This window comes from Sphingobacterium tabacisoli (assembly GCF_017908035.1).
In the GTDB taxonomy this organism is placed as follows: domain Bacteria; phylum Bacteroidota; class Bacteroidia; order Sphingobacteriales; family Sphingobacteriaceae; genus Sphingobacterium; species Sphingobacterium tabacisoli.
In genome coordinates this window covers 21,609-38,724 of record NZ_JAEQMU010000003.1, presented here as the reverse complement: position 1 = coordinate 38,724, position 17,116 = coordinate 21,609, and the positions used below count along the sequence as shown (strand labels likewise).

Here is a 17,116-nt window from a genome sequence, read left to right as displayed (position 1 = left end):
TTCTTTTTGATTTATGGAGACTTTATGAAAGTCTCTTTTTAAATGTAAATCGCTAAGAGGATAGGTATGAAAGTAAGGTATGTGATGCTGTTGGTCGTGATGTTGCTGTCATCCGCTGTAAAGGCTCTAGAGAAATCGCCTGGGAAACAGGATACGATTATAGCACCACAGGTCGATGTGGCACCACAGTTTAAAGGGGGAGTGACTGCCTGGAACCGTTTTCTGCAAAATCGAATGAATATCAATGAGTTGGTTGGGTCAATGGATAGTACAGCCTATGTTACTTACGGTACCCGCCAGACTGCTATTTTAGAATTTACGGTATGCGAAGACGGGGAGGTATGTGATGTTGTAGTTCTTAATAGGGATAAGATAAGCCCAATTTTTGAAAAGGAGGTTTTGCGTGTGATGAGCCGATCTCCAAAATGGGAGGCTGCCACTAAAGATGGGAAACCTGTCCGTACCAAATTTAAACAGACTATTATGGCTATACTTGATTAATAAATTATGTCTTTCTGGAATAAAGTGAAAAAAATCATTTCGTCAGGTTCTGAGTTAAAGAACAGTGAAGAACAAGAAAGTGTTAATGAAATAACGTCAGGAGGCTCTAGGGTGTACCGCTATGATGATAAGGAACAGGATTCTAAAGAACTTCAATTTCCTGAGGTAACCTGTGTATATTTAGAAGAGATTGAAGAACATCTTTCCAAATATATCGGGGAGCCTGATATGGTATTTCACGAGATTATTTCTGATTTAGTACACATAGACGTACATTGGATAAAACCTTCGAATACGTATCCTTATAATATATTGGTGACCTCGGGAATGAGCGATTTTCCAATGACAGTACCTGCTGAAATCGAGGAAGCCGTAGAATATGAAAGAGCTGAATTGATGATTGTTCTACCAGCAGATTGGAAAATAGGAGACGAGGAGTTTAAAGATGATAACAATTATTGGCCAGTTTATTTTCTCAAAATGTTAGCTAGATTCCCACACCAGTATAAAACCTGGTTGGGCTACGGACATACCATTCCCAACGGTATGGATGCAGAGCCGATTGCTGATACTGGTTTTGGTTGCATGCTGCTGTTGCCTCCTTTTTTATCTTTCGAGGACGATTTTTTATGCCTGGAAGCCAAAGATGGTAATATTATTAATTTTTATTCGGTCATTCCAATATTTGCAAATGAAATGGAGTATAAATTGGAGATGGGAACAGAAGCTCTGTTGGATAAATTCGATGAATTTGGGATAACGGAATTGATAGATGTAGACCGGTCGAACGTGATTTCCTAAATTAATACGACATTATTTATTTTTGCTTTTTGGGGCATATACTTTTCTTGTGTCCTTTTTTTTTGAAGACTTTTCAAGTTGTTTGTTATAGAACCAAATCATAACGGAAGGGCCTAGAACCGGTACGGTCAGAGCTATGAAAGTTAGAATAAGCTGTCCACCGGTTGCATTTTTTAATTTAAAGAGCCTAAATAGCATGATGCCTGTGAGGGCCATATGGATTAATAGTACAATATTTACTAATGTCGCCTTGTCTATTTGCATGGGTGAAAGATATTTTGCCCAAAAATAGTTAAGAAGTTTGGAAAGTCAATCTTTTTGAAAAATCTTTACCACATGATGATTCATTTAGTTTTTATTGATTAGTTTTGTGTTCAATCGAATAACATATAACCGTTCCTGTGGCATTAGTATTTAAAGATGGACGTCCTGTTGTTAGGCTAAGAGCATTTCGCGCTATTGATGACCCTCGGACTTGCGAGCGTTTTATAGAGGGGCATGCACATGTCTTAACGGCAATAGGAGTAAAAAAAGTAACCTCATCCAAGAATGATTGGATGTATAATCCTGCGGCTTTTGTTTTAATTGTGGAATCGTTGGATGGAGAGAATGTCTACGGCGGCGCCCGTATTCACGTTGCTGGAGGAACACAACCTCTGCCTATTGAGGAAGCGACGGGTAATATGGATCCTAAGATATTTGATCTCGTCTGGGATTATGCACAAGATGGAACAGGGGAAGGTTGTGGGCTTTGGAATTCGAGAGAAATCGCGGGCTATGGAATCGGAAGTATTTTTTTGACAAGAGCAGCTATTGCAATAGCTCCTCAAATCGGTATAAAATCCCTTTTTGCGCTTTGTGCACCCTATACGATAAATCTTACCAAATGTGTAGGATACCGTCAAGAGACTAGTGTCGGAAATAACGGTACATTCTATTATCCTAAGCTCGATCTCTTGGCTACGACAATGATTCTTGATGATGTAGAGAGCCTAGAAGTAGCATCGGAAGAAGATAGAGCGGCAATTATGGCGCTTAGAGCGAATCAAAACTGTACGAGAATCGAGGTCTTAAGGTCCAAAGAGATTGAAATACAATACAAGCTTGATCTAGATGATATGGATAAATGGGATTTGAAGGGGATGATAGCCAATACCAAAAAAAGAACCAAACTTGAGGTCGATATCAATGATGATGATATCGAAATTATGTAAAACCTAGTTATGAATAGAATATGACGGACGAATTAGAATCTAAATTCCCTCATAAAGTGCTTTTTTTTAGACGCTCTAATGAAGCTGACAGAGGCCAACTGGAAGAACTCAAAAAATCAGGAGATATTGCTTTTTTCTATGACGAGATCGAACGACAATTAAAAGAATTGATTCGTTGTCGATATCCAATGGGAGTGAGTGCGGATGAGGAAGAGAAGCTTATCCAAGATTTGTTACAAGGTAAGACCAAAGAAGAATATGGTGTATGGGTTTACTATCCATGGTGCAAATCATTGGTCCATCTATTGGATGAGGCGGAGTTTGTCGAGGTACGAACGAATAGGAACCAACTTAAGATTTCTAAGGAGGAGCAACTACGGCTTTCGGGTAAGAAAATTGGTGTGGTAGGACTTTCTGTAGGTCAATCTATTGCACTGACTATGGCAATGGAGCGAATCTGTGGTGTCTTGAGACTAGCGGATTTTGATAGCTTAGATTTAAGTAACATGAACCGGCTACGGACGGGGGTTTTTAATCTGTCTGTTCCAAAAGTTGTTATCGCAGCTCGAGAAATAGCAGAGATTGACCCTTACTTGGTGGTGGAACTGTTCCCACAGGGAATTGATAGTAGTAATTACGACGATTTTTTGAAAGGTGATGGCGGGCTTGATGTCTTGGTAGAAGTTTGTGATAGCTTTGAGGTGAAACTGGAAAGCCGATTTAGATCTAGGGAAGCAAAAATACCTGTAGTGATGGATACGAATGACCGTGGTATGTTGGATGTCGAACGATTTGATCTAGAACCAGATCGACCGATTTTTCATGGATTAGCAGGCGACCTGACGGTGGATAAATTGAAAATGCTGACAAATGGAGAGCGCTCTGCTTATTTGATGAAAGTCGTTGAAGCGCAGAATCTCTCTGTAAAAATGAAAAACTCTATCCCCGAGATCGGTCGTACTATTGCTTCTTGGCCACAACTTGCATCAGAAGTTGTCTTGGGAGGAGCGGTGACGACTACGGTATGTCGGGAAATCTTGTTGGGCCGTACCGTAAACTCGGGACGGTATTATTTGGACGTAGAAAAAGCGATAGGCATTACAGATTGATGTAATTTAGATATTGTAGAAGCTAAGCTAATGTAAAATGGATTGTAGAAAGTTTCTGTTAATTTTCCTGATTATCGCACCTTTTTTGTGCGCCTATTCTGGTGAACCATTTGAGTTTTTTAAAGATCGTGAAGGTCGGTATATCGGAAAGAATATTTTTATCTTTAAGGATCCTACGAAGCAGTTAACATTTGAAGAAGTCAGAAGCCAACCTGATCTTTTTAAGGAGAATAAGCAAGAGGTTCCTAATCTAGGAGTAGAGGATGTAAATAACTGGATTCGTTTTTCTATCAAAAATGAGTCTGATATAGAGGACCTGATTGTTAACCTATCTCAGGCAAATATTGATGAAGTCGTATTCTATTCCTTACGAAATGGTGTAGTCGATAGTATAAGTATTAATCATAGGTCTAATTCTGGGGAGTTAGCTTACCCTCATCAGTATTTTTTATTTGAAGTTCCATTAAAGAAAGGGGAGGAGATAACCTGTTATCTCAGACTGCTCAGTAACACACAGCTGTCTGCTCCAATTTCTATTTATAGCGATAAGGGATTGTTTAAAACTCTTATGAAAACCGATGTTTTCTCTGCTATATATATAGGGCTGATGCTTTCCATGATTCTTTATAATATATTTCTGTATTTTTCAACACGGGAAGCACATTACTATGTTTATGTAAGCTATATATTCTGGGTTACTATAGCGCAGTTGGCTATTCTAGGCCTTTTAGCTCCCCTATTTTCTATAGAGAATAAGTGGATTTCGGAACGACTACTCACTTTTTCTGGTGCGATGTCCGGTATTGCGGCGATTTTCTTTGTGAAGTCATTCCTGCAGACAGCTAAAGAGTCTCCAAAATTCAATATGCTATTGAACGTGTTTTTGTTAGGATATGTGGTGGCGATAGGGCTTTTGATTGGAGGCGTTTTTATTCCTGCTTACAAGATGGTAAATATTGTCGCAGGTGGAGGTTCTACAATTGTATTGATATTGGCTTTTCAGCTATCACAGCAGAAGTATCGACAAACGAAGTATTTTCTTGTTGCTTGGTGTATATTTCTTGTAAGTGTCTTGGTGTACGTACTGAAGGATTATAACATACTACCTTATAACTTTTACACCTTACGCTCGGTTCAGATTGGATCAGTTATAGAGGCTATTCTCCTCTCGTTTGCATTAGGGGATAAAATCAATATCTATCGTAAGGAGAAAGAAGAATCGCAAACACGGGAACTGATTATATCGCAGGAAAATGAGCGGTTGATTAGGGAGCAAAACATTGTGTTGGAGCAAAAAGTTAATGAGCGTACGCTCGAGCTGACAGAATCCAATGAATCTCTGCAAAAGACATTGACACACCTTAAAGAAGCGCAGTCTCAGCTCGTGGAGGCGGAAAAGATGGCTTCTTTGGGACAGTTGACTGCTGGTGTAGCACATGAGATTAATAATCCTATTAACTTTGTGACTTCCAATGTGGCGCCGTTGAAAAGAGATATTAAGATGGTGTGGGATACATTGGACGAGGTGGAACGTATTGCTTTTGCAGAGGATCTTTCGCTAACAGAAAAGCAGGAACAGATTCAGGCTTATAAAGAGGAATTAGATATTGATTACCTAAAAGAAGAGGTGGATTTCCTCCTGAAAGGAATGCACGATGGAGCCAGTCGAACTGCAGAGATTGTAAAAAGTCTCCGTATTTTTTCGCGGGTAGATGAAGATACCTTGAAGTTCGCTGATATCAATGAGGGATTAGAATCTACGTTGATCATATTAGGAAGTATCATAAAAGAAGGGGTTGATGTGCAGAAAGTGTATGGTGATATCCCGGAAATAGAGTGTTATGCTGGGAAATTGAACCAAGTGTTTTTGAATATATTGACCAATGCCATTTACGCTATTGACAAGAAGTTTGAACGTAGTGAGGGTGGGGTGCTTCGAATCGAAACGGGAATCTATGAAGATCCATCTTATATTTTTATTTTGATTTCGGATAATGGTATCGGTATCCCGAAGAATATCCGAGAAAAAATATTTGAACCGTTTTTTACAACTAAGGATGTTGGAGAAGGAACAGGCCTGGGCATGTCCATCGCCTATAATACAATTGCAAAGCATGAAGGAAAGATAATTGTTGAATCGGAAGAAGGTGAGGGGGCTGTTTTCAAATTAATTATTCCAATCAAACAAGATTGTTAGAAAAATATATAAAGCGTAAATAGGCTAAATTTACGTAACTTTGTATCTAAAGTCATTTGGTTAGTACGTTTTTATTGCCAAATTTATGCAACAGGTTCCAGAAATATTATATATAGATGATGAGGTGAATAACCTTGTTGGCTTTAAAGCCAACTTCAGATATCATTATCTGGTCCATACGGCGTCAAATACCGCCGAGGCTAGGGAAATATTACGCAAGCATCCCGATATCCGTGTTATTTTCTGTGATCAACGTATGCCTGGCGAGTTAGGGGTTGATTTTCTGCATAATATTAGAACGGAATTCCCGAGACCCATTCGGATTTTGCTAACCGCTTATGCGGATATGGAGACCGTTGTGGACGCTGTGAATAAGGGACATATTTTCCGTTTTGTTCGTAAACCATGGCAACAGGAAGAGATCATTTCTTCTATCGAAGAAGCGAATAAGTTCTATATAGCGACTTCGATGCTGGATATTCGCAATGAGGAGCTACAGAAAGCCTATCATGAGTTAGATAAGTTTGCTTATAGTGTAAGCCACGATTTGCGTGAGCCTCTGACCGGTATTCTGACGGCTATAAAGCTTGCTGCTGGATTTGATCAAATAGAACGGGTACACGAGATACTAGGATTAATGGAGGGGTCTCTAATGCGATTGGATGCTTATATAAATAGTCTGCGTGATTATTTCTTATTGCGTCGGGGCGAGCTGGAACTTTCAGATATAGATTTTTATAAGCTTTTCGACAACATCGTGCAGTTTTATAAAATGTATACCAAGAATAATCAAGTGGCTTTGAATGTAAAGGTCGAGCAGTCGGATACTTTTAAAAGTGACCATGCTGTCCTAGAGCTCGTTTTGCACAACCTGTTGTCAAATGCTTTTAAATATCAACGTAAAGATTGCGATAATAAACAAGTGAACCTGTCTGTAGTTGTTAAAGATGACTATGCTACGATAGAGGTAAGTGATACCGGGGTCGGTATCTCTCCGGAATATATTAAAGATATATTTAGACTTTTCTTTAGGGCGAGCAATGAAGCTGAAGGAATGGGATTCGGTCTGTATAATGTTCAGAATGCGCTAGCAAAATTACAGGGTACAGTTGCTGTAACTTCGGAGCTGGGGAACGGTACGACTTTTAAAGTGGTTATACCAAATAAATAAGACTCGCTTTTTATACCCCTCAGGCTATATAAAGCAAGTGTTATCTGTTACGCTATTGAAAGTGAAGTCTCCTCACAGAATAGTCTTAGGAAAGTAACTTCTGACGTAGTAAAAATTCCAATTGTTCGTTGGACACCTCTAATTTTGAGTACGTTTCTAATATGTCTTTGCGTTCTGAATAGACTTCGTAAGCACGCTGTATAGTTTCATCTAATTCTGCTTCACTCCAAGGTTTGCTAAGATAATGGTATATCTTTCCTTTATTAACTGCATCAACTACAGCTCCCATATCGGCATAGCCTGTTAATAGGATGCGCATAGGCTCTGGATTAATTTTGATGATTTCTTCTAACAAAGCCACACCAGTCATCTCGGGCATACGTTGATCTGTGATGACAATGTCGATGTGATTTTTCTTGACCATCTCAATAGCAGTAGCGCCATTAATTGCAGTGAGGACCTTGTATCTTAGTCGAAAGGTAGCTTTAAAGGAAATCAAATTATTTTCCTCGTCATCTACATACAATACTGTAATTTTGCTTTTGTTTTCCATAGTTTTATACTTCACCCCGTCTAGATAAGAGAAATTCTTAGCTATACAAAGTAATGAAAAGTATCGTAAGAATCAAATAGTTTTCTGTGGTTTTTGTTGAATATCAATTAAAAAAAGATGTTTTTCCGAAAACTAATTGGTTAGTAATAAGGTGTTTTGTTAAAAAGAAGAAGAGGTTGTCCCATTAAGGCAACCTCTTCTTCATTCTCTTTTATTGGAAAGATCTAGTTGTGTACGTCTTCTTGTCTGAAGATTTTCGCACCTAGGTATTCTCTGTTTAATCGAGCAATATTTGTCAATTTTATTCCAACAGGACATTCAGCCTCACATGCCCCCGTGTTGGTACAGTAACCAAAGCCTTCAGCATCCATTTGGTCTACCATAGCTTGTGCACGTTCGTAACGCTCCGTTTGTCCTTGTGGTAACAAAGCAAATTGAGATACTTTGGCAGAGACAAATAACATTGCAGAAGCATTTTTACAAGCTGCTACACAGGCACCACAACCGATACAAGTCGCTGATTCAAAAGCTTCGTCGGCAATACGTTTTGGAATAGGAATGACGTTGGCGTCAGGTACTCCTCCGGTATTGACATTGACGTAACCTCCAGCTTGTTGGATACGGTCAAATGCTGTACGATCTACCGCTAAATCTTTTAATACGGGGAATGCAGCTGCTCTCCAAGGTTCGATGACGATAGTCTGTCCATCATGAAAGCTACGCATGTGCAATTGACAAGTTGTAGTGCCTTCCATAGGACCGTGAGGACGACCATTGATTACCAACGAACACATCCCACAGATACCTTCGCGACAGTCGTGATCAAAATATATAGGGTCTTCACCTTTGCGGGTAAGATCATCATTGACAATGTCTAACATTTCTAAGAAAGACATGTCATCAGCGATGTCTTTGGCTTGGATGGTTACAAATTGTCCTTTTGCTTTATCATTTTTTTGACGCCAAACCTTCAGCGTTAAATTCATGTGATTACTCATATCTGTATAGTATTGAGTACTGTGTATTGAGTATTGAGACATTGCGCATATCCCGATACGCTATACGCAATACTATTTATAACTTCTTTGTGTTAACTTAACGTTTTCGAATACCAGTTCTTCTTTGTGAAGAACCTCAGGTTGATTTTCGCCAGTGTATTCCCAAGCTGAAACGTAAGTAAAGTTCTCATCATCACGTTTAGCTTCGCCTTCTTCTGTTTGTGATTCCAAGCGGAAGTGACCTCCACAGGATTCGCTACGGTTTAAAGCGTCATCCACCATTAATTCTCCAAGTTCGATAAAGTCAGCAACACGACCTGCTTTTTCTAAAGACATATTCAACTCTTCATTCTGTCCTAACACGGATGCATTGGACCAGAATTCTTTTTTAAGTTCCTGAATCATGCCTTTTGCTTTCGTAAGACCTTCAGCTGTACGGGCCATACCACAGTATTCCCACATGATATGTCCAAGTTCTTTGTGGATATCATCTACGGTTTTAGAACCGCGTAAAGCCAATAATTTGTTGATGTTATCTTCTACCTCTTTACGAGTTTGCTCAAAAGCAGGGTGGTTTTTGTCTACAGGATTGAAGTTCCCAAGGCCAGCCAAGTAATCTCCAACAGTGTAAGGGATTACAAAGTAACCATCAGAAAGTCCTTGCATTAATGCAGAAGCACCTAGACGGTTAGCCCCGTGGTCAGAGAAGTTAGCCTCTCCTAATGCATATAATCCAGGTACTGTAGTCATCAAGTTGTAGTCAACCCATACGCCACCCATAGTGTAGTGAACAGCTGGATAGATACGCATCGGTTGTTTGTAGGGGTTTTCGTCTGTAATCTTGTGATACATATCGAAAAGGTTACCATACTTAGCACGTACGCTATCTTCTCCTAGGCGAGCAATTGCGTCTTTGAAGTCTAAGTAAACAGCGAAGCCTGTCTTTCCTACACCACGACCATCATCTACAGCTTCTTTTGCGTTACGGGAAGCTACGTCACGAGGTACCAAGTTACCGAAAGAAGGGTATTTACGCTCTAAGAAGTAATCTCTGTCGTCTTCTTTGATATCTACAGGTTTCAATTCGCCTTTACGTACTCGCTCTGCCATTTCTTGTGTTTTTGGAACCCAAACACGGCCGTCGTTACGTAAAGATTCTGACATCAAAGTCAGTTTTGATTGGTGATCCCCAGTTACAGGAATACAAGTAGGGTGAATCTGTGTGTAACATGGGTTGGCAAAGAAGGCTCCACGTTTGTGTGCTCTCCATGCCGCTGTTACATTACAGCCCATTGCATTTGTAGATAAGAAGAATACGTTTCCGTAACCACCTGTACATAAAAGAACAGCATGGCCTTCATGTGATTCTATTTTACCCGTTACCATATCGCGGGTAATTACGCCTCTTGCATGACCATCAATCTTTACAATATCTAGCATTTCGTGACGTGTATAGGACTGAACTTTGCCTTTTTGGATCTGACGGTTCAAGGCAGAGTATGCTCCTAATAATAATTGTTGTCCTGTCTGACCACGTGCGTAGAATGTACGTGATACCTGAGCTCCACCAAATGAACGGTTGTCTAAAAGACCACCATATTCGCGTGCGAAAGGAACACCTTGAGCCACACATTGATCTATAATGTTTACGGAGACTTCTGCCAAGCGATATACATTTGCTTCACGTGCACGGTAGTCTCCACCTTTGATCGTATCATAGAATAAACGGAAAACGGAGTCACCGTCATTTTGATAGTTCTTTGCAGAGTTGATCCCCCCTTGTGCAGCAATAGAGTGAGCACGGCGTGGAGAATCCTGGTAACAAAATGTTTTAACATTATAACCTAGCTCAGCTAATGAAGCTGCAGCAGAGGCGCCTGCCAAACCCGTACCAACAACGATAATTGTGAATTTACGTTTGTTAGCTGGGTTTACCAGTTTCATATTGAACTTATGTTTTGACCATTTTTCGGCCAATGGGCCTGCTGGTACTTTTGAATCTAACATAATCTTATACTATTAATGCGATATTACAAACTTTTAAAATAGAAATACAAAGGCATTGCTGCAAACGCAAGCGGGACAAGAACCCCAAATACCCAAATGCCAAGTCCCTTAATAAATCCAATGTATCTTCTGTGGTTGAAGCCTAGCGTTTGGAACGCGGATTGGAATCCGTGAATCAAGTGGAAAGCTAAGGCTGCCATCGCAATCACATAAAACAATACAATAAGTGGATTTTGGAAAGTATATGCTACTTGTTTGTATAAATCTTTTGTTTGAATTGTCTCAACGCCGTTGTTTACATAAGTTTTGTAACCATCGTAGTTGCTAGGAATGTTATCTGAAGCTATAATTTCACGGTTTCCTGTAGCTAATTCGGTGTGGTATTCTACATATGGTGTAGTACCGAACTTGTACTGGAACCAGAAGTTCTGCATATGAGTCGCCAAGAAAACTAAAACAATAGTTCCTAAGATCCCCATATTTCTAGAGTTCCATTTGCTGTTTACGTTGCCGCTGCCTTTGTCGTAGCCAATCGGTCGAGCCGCCTTGTTCTTTAAGGTTAAGATTAACGCATAAACAGCGTGGATGATAATAGATGCGTAAAGTAAGTAGGAAACTACTTTAATAGGGGTGAAATGCGTCATGAAGTACGCATAATTGTTGAATGCATAGCCTTCGTCATCTTTAAATAACTGTAAGTTACCAATCAAGTGAACTAATAAGAACGAACATAAAAATAGTCCGGTTAAGCTCATGATGAGTTTCTTTCCCAGTGAAGAAGTCAATAGTGGCTTTGATTTACTACTCATTATCCTTTTTTTTATAAATTTTACCTGCAAAAATATCTAAATCATTTATAAAAATGACTTTAAATCCATTAAAAAGCTTTAATTTAGAATTGTTCTAAATTTTTTAGGCTCGGTTATTCAACTTTCGAAAGAGGGTTTCTCTCTCAAGGTTGTCGTTGTTGTTTTACGATATATACTTTTGACTATACTAGCTTTGTTATGAAAGTTAGCGTACAATCTCTAGTAGCTATATAAAAATTGGTCGAGATGTTTTCGTAAAACACCTCGACCAATCCGTAGTCAATATAAATGTATTGATTAAATCTTGAACAAGCGGTAGCCTAGACCAATACTCCACATGTTGATTTTTTGAGCTTCACTACTTCCTTTGGCCATATCGTTTAGACCTAATTCGTAACGAAGATCAACTCGTAAGCTAGATATGTCTAGACCTGCGCCAAACGCCCATGACGTAGAGCTTTTTTTGTATTCTGAGAATTTCAATGCATTCGTTAACTTATCTCCATTGTCATTAGTGATAAAAGAGAATACAGGACCTGTCTGTATCCTGGCACCGATGGGGCCTAGACCAAAACGCTTGCCTAACAAAACAGGAATGTCTACGCTCGTGAATTTAAGGTCGTCTACATTGTCTTTGTTAATTTTTACATTTTTTCCTGTGATGTAGATCTCGGGTTGCACGTGGAATCCTAATACACCGATACGAGAGTAAAGACCGGCTTGATAACCTGCTTTGCTGTCTGAATCGAAGTAGGTGTCATTTTTTAACTTGGAGTAGTTTAATGCTCCTTTTAGCCCAATTTCAAAGCTAGGTAAGACTTGTGCTTGTGCTATTGTGGCGCCACCGAGGAACAAAAGTAATGCTGGTAAAATTTTTTTCATCATTGATTTATTTATGTAGATTTGTTTAATATAGTTTAAAACGCGTTTTGCGCAGTTTGTATACGCTGTAAATATACGCAATTTTAATACCACATTATGAGCATTCTCAAAATTAAAGAACAAGACTGGCAAATTGCTAAGATAAAATTGAGTCGGAAGTACAACCATCTGACGGAAGAAGATTTGTCCTATAAAGAAGGAGAGGAAGATCTATTGATCGAACGATTGGCTAAGCGATTGAAACGTACGAAAGATTATGTTGTGTTTACTATTGGTAAGCAGATGGAGGATCTTGCAGGAAATCGAGTATAATGGAAGAAAGTATGGAAATAAACTGGTCTGATTTTGAGAAAGTTGACTTGAGGGTGGGGACTATTTTAGAAGCGAATGATTTTCCTGAGGCCAGGAGGCCAGCATATCAGCTATTGATTGACTTTGGTCCAGAAATTGGATTACGTAAATCGAGTGCACAGATTACAAAGTTATATAAGAAGGAGGAGTTGGTCGGGAGACAGATTGTGGCTGTTGTTAATTTTCCGCGTAAGCAGATTGGGAAATTTATGTCTGAATGTTTGGTGACAGGTCTGGCGGACGAAAATGGTGATATTGTTTTGACGGCGGTAGAACGTAAGGTGCCAAATGGCGCCCGATTGATATAGTATGCGGATTTATAATTTTGAAGAAACGTTGCCACAGGAAAAGCTGGATGAGCTCTATATGAAAGAAGCGTTCAGTTTGGCAGAGCAGGCATTTAGGGAGGACGAAGTCCCTATAGGGGCAGTTATCGTCGCACAAAATAAAATAATAGGTAAGGGATATAACCTTACAGAACGGTTGAACGATGTGACGGCGCATGCTGAAATGCAGGCATTCACAGCGGCTGCTAATTTTTTAGGAGGAAAGTATCTCAAGGACTGTACGCTATATGTGACCGTAGAGCCCTGTGTGATGTGTGCTGGTGCATCGTATTGGACACAAGTGTCACGCATTGTTTACGGGGCAGTGGATGAAAAGAGGGGATATACAGTGGTCGCCCCTAATATACTGCATCCTAAAACACAGATTATAGGTGGAGTATTAGAGGAAGAATGTGGTGCTTTGATGAAGGCTTTTTTTCGCTCAAAGCGATAAAATGGCATTATTATGAAACATTAGCAGAAGTGTTTTGTTATATTCGTAGTATTAAAATAACAGTTTATAATTTTATTAAAATAAGTAACTATGGCATTTGAATTAGAAGCGTTACCATACGCAAACGACGCATTGGAACCTCATATTGATAAAGAAACAATGGAGATTCATCATGACCGCCACCACCAAGCATATGTTGATAATTTAAACAAAGCTATTGCTGGTACTGACGCGGAAAATGCTTCGTTGGAAGATATCTTAAAGAACATCAGTAAGTATTCTCCTGCTGTCCGTAACAACGGTGGCGGACACTATAACCACAAGTTGTTTTGGTCTGTATTAGGTGCTAATGCTGGAGGCGAGCCTACAGGTGAATTGGCAGAGGCGATCAATGCTACTTTCGGTTCTTTTGATGAATTGAAGAAAAAATTACAAGAAGCAGGAGCAACACGCTTTGGTTCAGGATGGTCTTGGTTGATCGTTGGTGCTGATGGTAAACTAGCTGTTACTTCAACTCCAAATCAAGATAACCCATTGATGGATGTAGCGGAAGTTAAAGGAACGCCTATTTTTGGTATAGACGTTTGGGAGCACGCTTATTACTTGAAATATCAAAATAAACGCCCAGCCTATCTAGATGCAGTTTTCAATGTTGTAAATTGGGATGCTGTAGCAAAGAATTATGCAGCAGCTAAATAACCATAGATTATAACGATTTTAAAAGGCGACATGGGATTACCCTTGTCGCCTTTTTAATCTTTGATAAGTGGGATTGATTGAGAGATAGGTCGAGATGTACAGATGCTTGTTGGTAGAAAAATGTTAAAAGTAAGAAGGATTTAAGATAGAGCGTTATGAAGCCGATTCAGTTTACAGTGTCTGTATATGGTGAAGGTGTGTTTGCTGTTATGGAAGATAAAAAGGAAAATTTCTATAATTACTACCATCGCCATGACGAAGCACAGATTACGTATATTCTAAAAGGTAAAGGGACGATTATGGTGGGGAATATCATGCAGTCTTTTCAGTCAGGTGATATTTTTGTGCTGAAGCCTAACGAGCCACATATGTTTGATCGGGATATGGAGGATGAGGAAGAGATTGGGGATATACACGCTATTCACATATTTGTGAACTTGGAGCGAATGAAGAAACTCTACCATATTCCTGATTTCGAGTTGGTGAAGGATTATTTGCTGGAGCTGGATATCAGCAAACGGCTTGATAGGTCTATTTCGGAATCAATGATGCATTATTTTACGAACTTAATGGTAAAGACGTCGATGCCACGTTTTACCGAATTTCTTTCCTTACTCTATGCTTTGGCAATCCATCGCAACGATGTGTCATCCCTTTATTCAGGGGTTCGGAATGTGACCTACTCAGATAAGGATGGAGCGCGAATCAGCCAGGTGTATAAGTATACTTTCGATCATTATAATGAGGATATCACGGTCGAGCAAGTGGCATCTATTGTGCATATGACACCTACTTCCTTCTGCAAGTTTTTCAAGAGGCATACCACCAAAACATATATTAGTTTTTTGAACGAAGTACGTATAGAGAAGGCCTGTCAAATTTTGATTGATAATAAATCGGAGCATATCGCAGAAGCAGCCTTTCAATCCGGGTTTAATAATGTAGTGCATTTTAACCGTGTTTTCAAGTCTATTACCAAGATGTCGCCACGTAAATATATCGCTCAACATAGTGTGGATATCTAACAAAAATTGTGTTAGCGATTAGTGTTGATGTGAACCTGTTTTTATTTATGTTCTTGGTATAAAGGTGTTTGTTTGCTCTTTATCTGTCGAGTTGACATAACTGTTATTTGTTGTAGGGGCATAATATGTTTATTTATGGACAATCCAAGACTATAATATTGCGGATATATTTTGTTATTTTACATAGATAAAAAATTAAAATTATGTTAAAGGGATTTTTTAATGTTCCGGCTCCAGTTAACGAACCGGTATACGCATACGCACCAGGTACGAAAGAGCGCGCATTGTTACGTCAGGCTATCCAAGATGCGAGAGGTCAGGAAATAGATGTTCCTATGTACATCGGTGGTAAAGAAGTACGTACGGAGAAAAAAGTTAAATTGACTCCTCCTCATGATCATAAGCATATTTTAGGGTACTACTCTCAAGGTACTAAGGAGCATGTTGAAGAGGCTATCGAAGTTGCTTTGGCCGCTAAAGAAGATTGGGAAAATCTACCTTGGGAACAGCGTGCAGCGATTTTCTTAAAAGCAGCAGAGCTTATCTCTACTAAATATCGTTATAAATTGAATGCTGCCACAATGTTGGGGCAGTCAAAGAATCCGTACCAAGCAGAGATCGATTCAGCTTGTGAGATTGTAGACTTTTTACGGTTCAATGTAAAATACATGTCTGAGATCTATCAGCAACAACCTCCAGCTAATAGTAAAGGGGTATGGAACCGTGTAGAGCAACGTCCCTTAGAGGGGTTTGTATTTGCATTGACTCCTTTCAACTTTACAGCAATCGCAGGTAATCTACCTACATCAGTAGCGATGATGGGAAATGTTGTAGTTTGGAAGCCATCTAACACGCAAATTTATTCTGCCAACGTGTTAATGCAAATCTTTAAAGAAGCTGGTCTTCCTGATGGCGTTATTAACTTGGTATATGTTTCTGGTCCTGATGCTGGAGATGTAATCTTTAAACACCCTGATTTTGCAGGTATTCACTTCACAGGATCTACAGGCGTTTTCCAGGATATTTGGAAAACTATCGGAGAGAATATCCATAGGTACAAAACTTATCCACGTATCGTTGGTGAAACTGGTGGTAAAGATTTTATCGTAGCGCATCCTTCAGCTGATTTGGACGTGCTGAATACGGCATTGGTTCGCGGTGCGTTTGAATTCCAAGGACAAAAATGTTCGGCCGCTTCTAGAGCATACGTGCCTCAATCGCTTTGGAATGATTTGAAAGGGCTAATGGAAAGAGATATAAAATCATTTAAGATTGGTGGAACGGAAGATTTTAGCAATTTCATAAACGCTGTAATTGATGAGAAATCTTTTGATAAAATCACAAGTTATATTGACAGAGCAAAAACTTCGGCAGATGCTGAGGTTGTAATCGGTGGAACATACGATAAGTCAACAGGATATTTCATTCATCCAACTGTTATTGTTGCGAAAACTCCAGATTATGAAACGCTATCTGAAGAGCTGTTTGGTCCTGTGTTGACTGTTTATGTTTATGAGGATAGCAAGTGGTCAGAAATGTTGGAGCTAGTTGATAAGACATCAATTTACGCATTGACAGGGGCTATTATATCACAGGATCGCTATGCAATTGACGAAGCGACTTATGCATTGCGTAATGCTGCAGGTAACTTCTATATTAATGATAAGTGTACTGGAGCGGTAGTTGGACAGCAACCATTTGGTGGAGCGAGAGGATCGGGCACAAATGATAAAGCTGGGTCAATGATTAATTTATTACGTTGGGTTTCACCTCGCACAATTAAAGAAACTTTTACTCCAGATACGGATTATAGATATCCATTTTTATCAGAAGAGCAATAAGAAACTTAATAGTATTAATAAAAAGCACGGTATATTTACCGTGCTTTTTTTTGATTTTAGAAAGCTATTGTTACAGAAAGCTAGATGCTTTGCTCAAGATAATAGTGGTCATAATGTACAGTTGCAGAAAAAATGGGATAAAGGTGTTGTTGGAAATAGATACAAAATAAAAAGGGCC

The 17,116-nt window shown here is 39.3% G+C and carries 17 protein-coding genes; 12 read left to right on the top strand and 5 right to left on the bottom strand.

Going from position 1 to position 17,116, the window contains the following annotated elements; all coding sequences use genetic code 11:
* Window positions 1–66: 66 nt before the first annotated feature.
* The 6 genes from JKG64_RS14140 (at window position 67) to JKG64_RS14115 (ending at window position 6,993) form a co-directional block, all read left to right on the top strand.
* On the top strand, window positions 67–501 hold the full coding sequence (locus JKG64_RS14140; protein WP_021069093.1) for an energy transducer TonB: 435 nt from the start codon (window positions 67–69) through the stop codon (window positions 499–501).
* 6 nt (window positions 502–507) lie between these two features.
* On the top strand, window positions 508–1,302 hold the full coding sequence (locus JKG64_RS14135) for a suppressor of fused domain protein (RefSeq protein ID WP_021069094.1): 795 nt from the start codon (window positions 508–510) through the stop codon (window positions 1,300–1,302).
* Window positions 1,303–1,703: 401 nt separating this feature from the next.
* Window positions 1,704–2,516: a hypothetical protein gene (locus JKG64_RS14130; RefSeq protein ID WP_210354978.1), complete on the top strand. Its 813-nt coding sequence runs from the start codon at window positions 1,704–1,706 to the stop codon at window positions 2,514–2,516.
* Window positions 2,517–2,536: 20 nt separating this feature from the next.
* Window positions 2,537–3,625 carry a ThiF family adenylyltransferase gene (locus JKG64_RS14125; RefSeq protein ID WP_210354977.1) on the top strand — a complete coding sequence of 363 codons (1,089 nt, stop codon included), beginning with the start codon at window positions 2,537–2,539 and terminating at the stop codon, window positions 3,623–3,625.
* 37 nt (window positions 3,626–3,662) lie between these two features.
* Window positions 3,663–5,822 carry a sensor histidine kinase gene (locus JKG64_RS14120; RefSeq protein ID WP_210354976.1) on the top strand — a complete coding sequence of 720 codons (2,160 nt, stop codon included), beginning with the start codon at window positions 3,663–3,665 and terminating at the stop codon, window positions 5,820–5,822.
* 85 nt (window positions 5,823–5,907) lie between these two features.
* The gene (locus JKG64_RS14115) at window positions 5,908–6,993 is read left to right on the top strand and encodes a hybrid sensor histidine kinase/response regulator (protein WP_210354975.1); all 1,086 of its coding nucleotides are present in this window, start codon (window positions 5,908–5,910) and stop codon (window positions 6,991–6,993) included.
* Between the two features lie 85 nt (window positions 6,994–7,078).
* Here the strand turns inward: JKG64_RS14115 and JKG64_RS14110 are convergent, their stop codons facing one another.
* From JKG64_RS14110 to JKG64_RS14090, 5 genes are all read right to left on the bottom strand, one after another.
* Window positions 7,079–7,546 (bottom strand): response regulator, encoded by a 468-nt coding sequence (locus JKG64_RS14110; RefSeq protein ID WP_210354974.1) that lies wholly within the window; start codon window positions 7,544–7,546, stop codon window positions 7,079–7,081.
* A 224-nt stretch (window positions 7,547–7,770) separates the two neighbouring features.
* Window positions 7,771–8,544: a succinate dehydrogenase/fumarate reductase iron-sulfur subunit gene (locus tag JKG64_RS14105; RefSeq protein ID WP_246512614.1), complete on the bottom strand. Its 774-nt coding sequence runs from the start codon at window positions 8,542–8,544 to the stop codon at window positions 7,771–7,773.
* Between the two features lie 72 nt (window positions 8,545–8,616).
* Window positions 8,617–10,551, bottom strand: a complete 1,935-nt coding sequence (locus JKG64_RS14100) for a fumarate reductase/succinate dehydrogenase flavoprotein subunit (protein WP_202101938.1) — start codon at window positions 10,549–10,551, stop codon at window positions 8,617–8,619.
* Window positions 10,552–10,574: 23 nt separating this feature from the next.
* The gene (locus JKG64_RS14095) at window positions 10,575–11,360 is read right to left on the bottom strand and encodes a succinate dehydrogenase cytochrome b subunit (protein ID WP_210354973.1); all 786 of its coding nucleotides are present in this window, start codon (window positions 11,358–11,360) and stop codon (window positions 10,575–10,577) included.
* Window positions 11,361–11,657: 297 nt separating this feature from the next.
* Window positions 11,658–12,245 (bottom strand): porin family protein, encoded by a 588-nt coding sequence (locus tag JKG64_RS14090; protein WP_246512613.1) that lies wholly within the window; start codon window positions 12,243–12,245, stop codon window positions 11,658–11,660.
* Between the two features lie 93 nt (window positions 12,246–12,338).
* On the opposite strand from JKG64_RS14090, the gene JKG64_RS14085 reads away from it, so the two are divergent.
* The 6 genes from JKG64_RS14085 (at window position 12,339) to pruA (ending at window position 16,938) form a co-directional block, all read left to right on the top strand.
* The gene (locus tag JKG64_RS14085; RefSeq protein WP_210354972.1) at window positions 12,339–12,554 is read left to right on the top strand and encodes a hypothetical protein; all 216 of its coding nucleotides are present in this window, start codon (window positions 12,339–12,341) and stop codon (window positions 12,552–12,554) included.
* Window positions 12,554–12,901: a tRNA-binding protein gene (locus JKG64_RS14080; RefSeq protein ID WP_246512612.1), complete on the top strand. Its 348-nt coding sequence runs from the start codon at window positions 12,554–12,556 to the stop codon at window positions 12,899–12,901. Before JKG64_RS14085 ends, JKG64_RS14080 begins: the two co-directional genes overlap by 1 nt.
* A 1-nt stretch (window position 12,902) precedes the next feature.
* On the top strand, window positions 12,903–13,373 hold the full coding sequence (locus JKG64_RS14075) for a nucleoside deaminase (protein ID WP_210354971.1): 471 nt from the start codon (window positions 12,903–12,905) through the stop codon (window positions 13,371–13,373).
* A gap of 90 nt (window positions 13,374–13,463) precedes the next feature.
* Entirely contained in the window at window positions 13,464–14,072 is a 609-nt protein-coding gene (locus JKG64_RS14070) for a superoxide dismutase (protein ID WP_210354970.1), read from the top strand.
* 155 nt (window positions 14,073–14,227) lie between these two features.
* Window positions 14,228–15,097, top strand: a complete 870-nt coding sequence (locus JKG64_RS14065; protein ID WP_210354969.1) for an AraC family transcriptional regulator — start codon at window positions 14,228–14,230, stop codon at window positions 15,095–15,097.
* Between the two features lie 203 nt (window positions 15,098–15,300).
* The gene (gene pruA, locus JKG64_RS14060; protein WP_210354968.1) at window positions 15,301–16,938 is read left to right on the top strand and encodes an L-glutamate gamma-semialdehyde dehydrogenase; all 1,638 of its coding nucleotides are present in this window, start codon (window positions 15,301–15,303) and stop codon (window positions 16,936–16,938) included.
* Window positions 16,939–17,116 lie beyond the last annotated feature (178 nt).